Origin of the sequence: Azospirillum oleiclasticum, assembly GCF_013423485.1 — a bacterium.
Lineage (GTDB): Bacteria > Pseudomonadota > Alphaproteobacteria > Azospirillales > Azospirillaceae > Azospirillum > Azospirillum oleiclasticum.
The window spans coordinates 1-9,049 of sequence record NZ_JABFFR010000081.1 but is presented as its reverse complement, the minus strand read 5'-3'; the positions used below and the strand labels follow the sequence as shown (position 1 = coordinate 9,049).

General features: G+C 73.2%; 6 protein-coding genes. 5 read left to right on the top strand and 1 reads right to left on the bottom strand.

The genetic code is table 11. The annotated features are described in order from the left end of the window. The 3 genes from HL658_RS36190 to HL658_RS36180 form a co-directional block, all read left to right on the top strand. Positions 1 to 2,663: class I SAM-dependent methyltransferase (locus tag HL658_RS36190; protein WP_180287741.1), on the top strand; the 2,663-nt coding region annotated here is incomplete at its 5' end. Between the two features lie 70 nt (positions 2,664 to 2,733). Continuing rightward, complete coding sequence (locus HL658_RS36185) at positions 2,734 to 4,536, top strand: tetratricopeptide repeat protein (RefSeq protein WP_180286941.1); 1,803 nt, start codon at positions 2,734 to 2,736, stop codon at positions 4,534 to 4,536. After that, complete coding sequence (locus tag HL658_RS36180) at positions 4,533 to 5,543, top strand: peptidoglycan DD-metalloendopeptidase family protein (RefSeq protein ID WP_180286940.1); 1,011 nt, start codon at positions 4,533 to 4,535, stop codon at positions 5,541 to 5,543. The genes HL658_RS36185 and HL658_RS36180 overlap by 4 nt, the downstream gene beginning before the upstream one ends. Before the next feature lie 61 nt (positions 5,544 to 5,604). Here HL658_RS36180 and HL658_RS36175 read toward each other — a convergent pair whose 3' ends face one another. Beyond that, entirely contained in the window at positions 5,605 to 6,609 is a 1,005-nt protein-coding gene (locus tag HL658_RS36175) for a glycosyltransferase family 2 protein (protein ID WP_180286939.1), read from the bottom strand. 924 nt (positions 6,610 to 7,533) lie between these two features. Here HL658_RS36175 and HL658_RS36170 point away from each other — a divergent pair. Together HL658_RS36170 and HL658_RS36165 are read left to right on the top strand one after the other, a co-directional pair. Then, positions 7,534 to 8,235, top strand: a complete 702-nt coding sequence (locus HL658_RS36170; protein WP_180286938.1) for a ParA family protein — start codon at positions 7,534 to 7,536, stop codon at positions 8,233 to 8,235. Between the two features lie 65 nt (positions 8,236 to 8,300). Next, positions 8,301 to 8,765 (top strand): hypothetical protein, encoded by a 465-nt coding sequence (locus tag HL658_RS36165; protein ID WP_180286937.1) that lies wholly within the window; start codon positions 8,301 to 8,303, stop codon positions 8,763 to 8,765. The last annotated feature ends 284 nt before the right edge of the window (positions 8,766 to 9,049 follow it).

Here is a 9,049-nt window from a genome sequence, read left to right as displayed (position 1 = left end):
GCCGCGCCCTGGCGCTCGATGCCGGCAACCCCGACGCACGGCGCGCGCTGGCCCTGGCGGCGTTGCGCCGGCAGCGCCCGGACACAGCGCTGACGGCCGCCGGCACGGCGCTGGCGCTCGCCCCCGGCGCGGCGGAGGCGGTGGCGACGCTGGGGCTGGTGGAGTTGCTGCGCGGCCGGGCCGAATTGGCCGACCGCCTGTTCCGCCGCGCCGTCGCGGCCAATCCCGGACTGGCCGAGGCGCAGGCCAACCGCGCCGCCCTGCTCGCCCGCACCGGCCGCGAGGCCGAGGCGGCCGAGGCCGCGGCGATCGCCGCCGACCGCAAGCCGCTGCTGCCCGCCCCGCACCATCTGCTGGGCACGCTGCGCGTGCGCGGCGGCCGGCTGGAGGAGGCGGCCGCCTCCTTCGCCCGCGCGCTGGCGGGCGACCCCGGCCATCTCGACGCCCGACTCAACCTGGCCGACACGCTGCGCCGGCTGGGCCGCCCGGCCGAGGCCGCGGCGGCGGCGCGCGACGGGCTGGCGCTGCGGCCGGCCGAGCCGGGGCTGCTCGCCAACCTCGGCGCCGCTTTGCAGGCGCAGGGTCGGGACAGCGCGGCGCTCGCCGCCTACGGCCGGGCGCTGGCGCTGGCACCCGGGCTGGCGGAGGTCGACAACAACATGGGGCTGATGCACCACGCCGCCGGCCGGCCGGTCGCGGCGGCGGAGCATCTGCGCCGTGCGCACGCGGCGCGGCCGGGGGACGTGCGCATCGCCGGCAACCTGACGGCGGCCCTGCTCGACGCCGGGGCCGACGCGGAGGCCGGACGGATCGCCGCCCTGACCGTGCAGGCCAACCCGGACTCGCCCGAGGCGCTGGACGCGCTGGCCCAGGTCTTCGTCCGGCTCGACCGGCTGGACGAGGCGGAGGCGGCGCTGCGCGAGCGGCTGCGCCGCAGCCCCGCCGGACCGGGTCCCTGGGCGCAGGCCGGGGCCCTGCTGCTGCGCGCGGGCGCGCGGGCGCGGGCCCTGCCCTGGCTGCGGCAGGCGCTGCGGCTGACCCCCGCGGAGGCGCCGGGGCGCGGTCGGGTGCTGGCGCTGCTGGGGCAGGCGTTGCGCGACCTTCCGCCGGCGCTGGCCGAGGAGTCCCTGCGCACCGACCTGGCGGCGGCGCTGGAGGATCCGGGGACCGAGAAGCCGCATCTGGTGCGCGCCGCGGCGCTGGTGCTGGCCGGCGGCCCGGCGATGGCACGGCTGGCCGCCGGCGACGGGAATGCCGATGCGGTGGCGGCGGACCTGCGCGCCGGCACGCTCGACCCGCTGGCGCTCGACCCGCTGCTGGCCACCCTGCTGGAGGCGGCGGTGGTGACCGAGCCGGCGCTGGAGCGGGCGCTGACCCGGCTGCGCCGGGCGCTTCTGGACGCGGCGGGGGATGCGGACGCGGCCGCCGCCCTGGCCGGGCGCTGGACCAATCTCGCCTGCGCGCTGGCGCAGCAGTGCTTCCTCAACGAATACGCCTTCGACGAGGCCGACGCCGAGACGGAGGCCGCCGACCGGCTGGGCGGAGCGCTGGCGCGTACGGATGTCGGTGGCGGCGATGGCCGGGCGGAGGCGCTGCGGATCGCGGTGTATGCGTGCTACCGCCCGCTGCACCGCTGGGCCGGGGCGGAGCATACGGCCGTGCGTGCCGCGGCGGCGGACTGGGGGCCGGCGATGGCCCGGCTGGTCGCCCGCCAGATCGCCGAGCCGCGGGAGGAGGCGGCGCTGGCCGCCGCCATGCCGCGGCTGACCGCCATCGAGGACCGCGTCTCGCTCGCCGTACGCGCCCAGTACGAGGAGAGTCCGCACCCGCGCTGGCGGCACGCCGGGCTGCTCGACGAGCCGATGCCGGCCCCCCGCGCCTTGCGCGCGCTCTTTCCCCATCTGGAGCTGGAGCCGGCCGGCTGGGACGCGCCGGCGATCCTGATCGCCGGCTGCGGCACAGGCCGCGAGTCGGTGTGGACCGCCAACCAGTTCCGCGGCGCCCGCGTGGTCGCGGTCGACCTCAGCCTCGCCAGCCTGGCGTACGCGCAGCGGCAGACGCGGCGGCTGGGGCTGGAGGGGATCGCGTACGCGCAGGCCGACCTGTCGCGGCTGGGCGGGCTGGACCGCCGTTTCGACATCGTGCAGAGCGTCGGCGTGCTGCACCACACCGCCGATCCCCTGGGCAACTGGCGGGTGCTGGCCGGGCTGGTGCGGCCGGGCGGGCTGATGAAGATCGGGCTCTACAGCGAGACCGCGCGGCGCACCATCGTGGAGGCGCACGGCTTCATCGCCGAGCGCGGCATCCCCGCCACCCCGGCCGGCATACGGCGCTTCCGGCAGGAGGTTCTGGCACTGCCCGAGGGGCACGCGCTGCGGCGGCTGGTGCAGTCGGTGGATTTCTTCAGCGTCAGCGCCTGCCGCGACCTGGTGTTCCACGTGCACGAGCACCGCATGACGCTGCCGCAGATCGCCGGCTGGATCGCGGAGCTGGGGCTGGAGTTCGTCGGCTTCCAGTTCGACGAGCCGTCGACCGCGGGGCTCTACCGGCGGCGCTTCCCGGAGGATCCGGCGATGACGCGGCTGGACCTGTGGGACCGTTTCGAGGCGGAGCACCCCTTCGCCTTCGGCGGCCTCTACCAGTTCTGGGTCCGCAAGCCCTGAACACACGCACACCCATCCGGGTGCACACGCGTACGGCGATGACGCATACGGACCACCGGAGAGCACGACCATGACCCAGTCCCCCGCAACGGTCGCCGCCACGCTGGCCGCCGGTCGGGCGCACCACGCCGCGGGCCGGCTGGCCGAGGCGGAGGCCGCCTACCGCGCGGTGCTGGGGGCCGTGCCCGGCCAGCCCGACGCCCTGCATCTGATGGGGGTGATCGCGTTGCAGGTCGGCAAGCCCGCCATCGCGGTGGAACTGATCGGCCAGGCCATCCGCGGCAACCCGCGCGCCGCCGGCTTCCAGGCCAACCTCTGCGCCGCGCTGCGCCGGCTGGGCCGGCTGGAGGAGGCGGCGGAGGCCGGGCGGCGGGCGGTGGATCTCGATCCCACCCTGGCCGACGGCTTCCACAACCTCGCCAACGCGCTGGCCGACCTGAACCGGCACGCCGAGGCGGCGGAGGCGCTGAAGGCGCTGCTGGCGTTGCGGCCGCAGCTCACCGACCAGCGGCTGCAGCGCGCCCGCTGCCTGATCCTGGCCGACCGCCCGGCGGACGCGGTGGAGGAGCTGAGGGCCCTGCTCGCCGGCAGCCCGCGCCGCGCCGACGCCTATATCAATATGGGTGTGGCGCTGAAGAAGCTGGGGCGGGTGACGGACGCCATCGCCGCCTACCGCACCGCGCTGGAGATCGCCCCCGCCGACCCCGGCGCGCTCAACAACCTGGGCACCGCGCTGCAGGAGGAGGACCGCTACGAGGAGGCGGCCGACTGCTTCCGTCAGGCGATCGCGGCCAAGCCGGACTCCGGCGACGCCTACGTCAACCTGAGCCTGGCGCTGCGCGCGCTGGGCCGGGTCGATGAGGCGCTGGAGGCGGCGCGGATCGGCGCCGCCCGCAACCCGGAGCAGGGGGAGGCGCGCACCGGGCTGGGCTTCCTGCTGCTGCTGAAGGGCGAGCTGGCGGACGGCTTCCGGGAGTACGAGTGGCGCACGCGCATGGCCGACTTCCCGTCGCCCAAACGCCATTTCTCCATCCCCGCCTGGGACGGCGGCGACTGCGCCGGACGCACCATCCTGGTGCACGACGAGCAGGGGGTGGGCGACGCCATCCAGTTCATCCGCTACGCCCCCCTGCTGAAGGCGCGCGGTGCCAGGGTGGTGGTGGAGTGCAACACCCAACTCACGCGGCTGCTGTCCTCCATGCCGGGGGTGGACGCGGTGATCGGGCGCTTCACCCAGCCGCCGCCGGTCGACGCGTACGTCTCGCTGCTGAGCCTGCCGCACCTGCTGGGCACCACGCTGGAGACCGTGCCGGCCGAGGTCCCCTACCTGTTCGCGGAGCCGGAGCTGGCCGCCCGCTGGGGCGAGCGGCTGGGGCCGCCGCGGGCCTTCCGGGTCGGGCTGGTGTGGGCGGGCAACCCGGAGTTCAAGGACGACCGCAACCGCTCGCCGGGGCTGGCAGCCTTTTGGCCGCTGCTGACCGTGCCGGGGGTGGAGGTGTACGCCCTGCAGAAGGGCAACGGACGGCGCGACCTGGAGACGCTGACCGAACCGCTGCCGCCGGGCTTCACCGACCTCGGCCCGGAGATCGGCAACTTCGCCGACACCGCCGCCGCCATGCGGCACCTCGACCTCGTCATCAGCTCCTGCACCGGCCCCACCCATCTGGCGGGCGCTCTGGGCCGCCCGACCTGGACCGTGCTGCCCACGGCCTGCGACTGGCGCTGGCTCGACCGCGGCGAGACCACCGTCTGGTACCCGACCATGCGGCTGTTCCGGCAGGAGCGGCGCGGCGAGTGGGGGCTGGTGGTGGCGCGCGTGCGCGCCGCGCTGGAGGAGGCCGTGCGCGCGCATGGCACCGGGGGGCGGCCGTGAGCCGCGTCGCCCTGCTGGCCGCCGCCGCCATCCTCGCCACCGGCGGTGCGGCGTGGGCGGACGCACCGTCGCTGGGGCTGCCGGTCGACTGCACGCCGGGCGAGGGCTGCGCGGTGGTGAAGTACATGGACCACGAGCCGGGGCCGGGCATCCGCGACTACGCCTGCGGCACCATGACCGGGGGCGAGAACGACTATCCCGGCACCTCCATCGCCATCCGCGACATGGCCGCGATGCGCAAGGGGGTGGCGGTGCGGGCGGCGGCGGCCGGCACCGTGCTGCGCACCCGCGAGGGCGTGCCGGACACCGGCGTCTACGGGCCGGAGAGCCGGGCGGAGCTGAGCGCCAAGGGCTGCGGCAACGCCGTGGTGCTGGGCCATGGCGAGGGCTGGACCACCGTCTACTGCCACCTGCGCGAGGGCAGCCTGCGGGTGCAGCCGGGCCAGGCCGTGCGGGCCGGGGAGCCGATCGCCCAGGTCGGGCTGTCCGGCCTGACCGAACTGCCGCACCTGCATTTCCAGGTCCGCCACAACGACAAGCCGGTCGACCCCTTCACCGGCGAGGGGCGGGCGCCCGGGTCCTGCGCCGCCGGCGACACGCCGCTGTGGCGGACCGACGTGCTGGCCGCCCTGCCCTATCGTCCGGTGGTGCTGCGGGCGTCCGGCTTCGCCGGCGGCCCGATCGACGCCCGCACCGCGCGCGAGGCGCGCACGTCCCCCAACCGCTTCGGCGCCTGCGCGCCCGCCCTGCACTTCTGGTCGGAGATCATCGGGGTGAAGGCCGGCGACCGGGTCAGCCTGCGGGTGACCGGCCCCGACGGCCGCACGGTCGCGGAGAACACCGGCCGCGTCGACCGCGACTACGCCCAGCTCTTCGTCCAGGCCCAAGCGCCCCGCCGCGGCGCCGACTGGCCGGAGGGGGTGTACCGCGGCACCGTGCAGCTGACCCGCGGCACCGACAGCTTCACCACCAGCACCAGCGGCCGCCCCGAGCCGGGGGGCTGCTGAGCCCGACGGCCTGGCGCAAGCCGGGCCGATCCCCTCGGCATCGGCGGAGAAGCGCCCCCGGCTACTCGTCGCCGTCGAAGTTCAGCATGGACTTGATGGTGTAGTGGCTCTTGCCCTGCGATTCGAAGTAGATGCGCACGAGCAGCTCGGCCAGCAGCCCCATCAGGACGCACATGACGCCGGTGATGAAGCCCAGCGTCACCAGGAGTGGCAGCGGCGTCAGGATGAAGGACACGCCGTGCACCAGCTTCAGGTACACCGCGTACAGCCCCGACACCCCCGCCAGCCCCATGAAGGCCAGCCCGACCAGCCCGAACACATAGATGGGCTTGGTCTCGTACCGCGTCAGGAACTTCACCAGGATCAGGTCGAGCAGCACCTTCACGATGCGCTCCAGCCCGTACTTCGAGCGGCCGAAGCGGCGGGGATGGTGGCGCACCGGCATCTCGGTCAGCTTCGCCCCCTGCCAGTGGGCGTAGATCGGCACGAAGCGGTGCATCTCCCCATAGAGGCGGAAGCCCTGGAGCATCTCCCGCCGGTAGGCCTTCAGCGTGCAGCCGTAGTCGTTGAGGTGCACGCCGGAGATGGCGGAGATCAGCTTGTTGGCGATGCGGCTGGGCAAGGTGCGGCGGGCGAAGGCGTCCTGGCGGTCGCGGCGCCAGCCGGACACCACGTCGTACCCCTCGTCCAGCTTGCGCACCAGCGGGCCGATGTCGTCGGGGTCGTTCTGCAGGTCGCCGTCCATGGGCACGATGACGGCGCCGCGCGCGTGGTCGATGCCGGCCATCATCGCCGCCGTCTGCCCGACGTTGCGGCGGAAATTGATGACCCGCACCCGGCGGTCTGTGCGGGCGACATCCTTCAGCACCCGCTCGGTGCCGTCGGTGGAGCCGTCGTTGATGAAGACGACCTCGAAGGACCGCTCCAGCCGCTCCAGCGCCGGCAGCAGGGCCGCGGCCAGCGGGGCGACGTTCTCCACCTCGTTGAAGACGGGGATGAGGACCGAGATCTGGACGGGCGCCGTGTCGGTCACGGCGGGGTCGGGGTCGTCGATGAGCAGGACCATGCGGGGCGCGTCTCGGGTGTTCGTCCGGCCCGGCCCACGGACGGAAAGCCGCGGCGGGCGGAGCCCGCCTTCATATGCCCCGCCGGTTGCAGGCGGCGCAACGGCAAAAGACGGCGCGGTGCCAAGGGGGTCGCAGCCGCCGCTTTATCATGGGATCATGCCATGATCTCTGGTCATGCCGTCAGGATATGGCATCGCACATCGCGGAGCGTTGCCCAATGTTCACGCGCACAGTTCATGCCATGAAACAGAGCCATGATTTGGTGCCATCCGCGTTGCGGGCAGGCTTGGGGGGCAGGGGGCGGGAAGGGGAGGCCGGCGGATGCCATCGGGCTGGCGTGGATCGGATCGGACGCCCTCACCCACTCCGGCCCCGGGCCCGAGGCGGAACCGGTATGGCGGGTGACCGGCCGGCGGTCGCGCGCCATGTCATGGCTTGATGGCGCGCTGCGCCGCAGATTTCAGAACATGAAATCATGATGTGATTTACGCTCCATCGATCACATCATGAAGCCAGGGCATCATGGCACAAGACCATGCCATTGCGCCGGGCTGGGCCGAGGCGCGCAGGGCAGGCCTCCACCGCGGATCGAAATCATGATTTCATGGCTTCATGCCCTTACCATAGGACAACAAGCCAAGGCATGGCCGGGATTCGAAGGTGTCGGCGGGTTCTGCGGGCCGGTGATGCCCTGCGCGGGGCCCATGATCGGGAAATCTCCGCATATCCTTTCATGATTTATGCGCCAGGCTGTGGCCCGGCGCCCACAGCCTTTCATGATTTCATGCACACATCATGAAACCATGCTTTCATGGTTGCAGGTCATGATCTGTTTTCCTAGCGTGAGCGAAAGCGTGCGCGGGCGCCGTTCCCCGGGCCGCCGGGCGCCCGCCCCTTCCCGATCCTTGCCGTGGAGTGTCCCCATGACCGCCGTCGCCAGCTTCGCCTCCACCAAGGGCGGTGTCGGCAAGACCAGCCTCGTCATGGCGCTGGCGACCGACCTGCGCCGGCGCGGCCGCACCGTGCTGCTGCTGGACTGCGACCCCAACCGCCACCTGACCGAGTGGGTGCGGCGGCGCGACGATTCCGGCATCGCCGCCATCGACGAGATCACCGAGGCGAACGTGCGCCAGACCGTGCAGCAGCACGCGCCCGGCTACGACCACACCCTGATCGACCTCGCCGGCTTCGGCAACCTCACCATGCTCTACGCCTTCTCGGTCAGCGACGTGGTGATCATCCCGACCCAGCAGTCCTACATGGACGTGAAGGAGACCGTGCGCACCTTCAAGGTGGTCGGCGACAGCGTCGGCGTGCTGCGCCACACGCCGGCCTGCGGCGTGGTGGTGGTGCGCACCCAGGCCGCCATCCAGTCGCGCGTCGACCGCCACGCCCGCGACCTGCTGGCCGAGCATGGGGTGCCGGCGCTGAAGACCGAGCTGATCGAACGCTCGCTGCTGAAGGAGATGACCTACACCGGGCGCGGCCCCGGCGAGGCCGACCCCGGATCCAACGCCGACCAGAACGTCCGCGCCCTGACCGAGGAGTTCATCGGCTTCGTCGCCGCCGCCCCGGTCAACCCGCTGGTCGCCCGCGGCGGCGTGCTTCAGGACCTCGCCTCATAGTTTGATTTCATGATCATATTTCATGATATAAAATCAATGCCATTCTTGCCCCGTGAGCCGTCCCCATGACCCGCCCCACAAGTCGCAACGACCGCCGCCCGCCGCTGGGCGGGCTCAGCACCGACGACGACCTCGCCCGCATCCGCGAATACGGCCTGCGCAAGGGCTTCCTGCCCACCGACCCCGGCGACGCGGCGATGGCCCCGGCCCCGCCCGCCCCGGTGGCGGTGCCGGCCCCAATGCCGGTGGCGGTGCCCGCCGCGATGCCGGCTACGGCACCCGCCCCGGTCGCCGCCCCTGTCACCATGGCCGCACCGGTCGCCCCGCCCGTCGCGGCGGCGGCGCCCGCCATCCCGCGCCCGGCCCCCACCAAGCCGTGGCAGGCCATGTTCCCCGACTACCTGATCGAGGAGCTGCGGCTGGCCGCCGCGCGCGAGGGCACGGCGCAGAAGGTGATCGTCATGCGCGCGCTGCGCGCCGCCGGCTTCCGGGTCGACGACATCGACCTGCAGGACCTGCGGCGGCGCTGAGCTGGACGTTGCGCATTCACGCAGGGAAGCACACGGCCTGGATGACGCGGTTGAGCACGGCATCGGGGAGTTTCGCGATCTCCCCGCCCTGCGCTGAGGACAAAGCCGTCATCTGGTTCCAGAACTGACTGCGGGACTGTGAGCGCCGCCGCGCTCCGTTCTGCGCGCTTCCGACACGGGGGACGGGGCGTGGCGATGCGTGAACCATACGCGGCATTGTCGGATAACCTTCCGTACAATCATTGATCCGGCGTAACTGCTCAGGGGGGTGGCCTGTGATGGGT

What these genes read in the sequence shown, in the direction of transcription:
- HL658_RS36185 (WP_180286941.1), top strand. Translation starts at nt 2,734, where the DNA reads ATGACCCAGTCCCCCGCAACGGTCGCCGCCACGCTGGCCGCCGGTCGG.
- HL658_RS36175 (WP_180286939.1), bottom strand. Translation starts at nt 6,609, where the DNA reads ATGGTCCTGCTCATCGACGACCCCGACCCCGCCGTGACCGACACGGCG.
- HL658_RS36170 (WP_180286938.1), top strand. Translation starts at nt 7,534, where the DNA reads ATGACCGCCGTCGCCAGCTTCGCCTCCACCAAGGGCGGTGTCGGCAAG.
- HL658_RS36165 (WP_180286937.1), top strand. Translation starts at nt 8,301, where the DNA reads ATGACCCGCCCCACAAGTCGCAACGACCGCCGCCCGCCGCTGGGCGGG.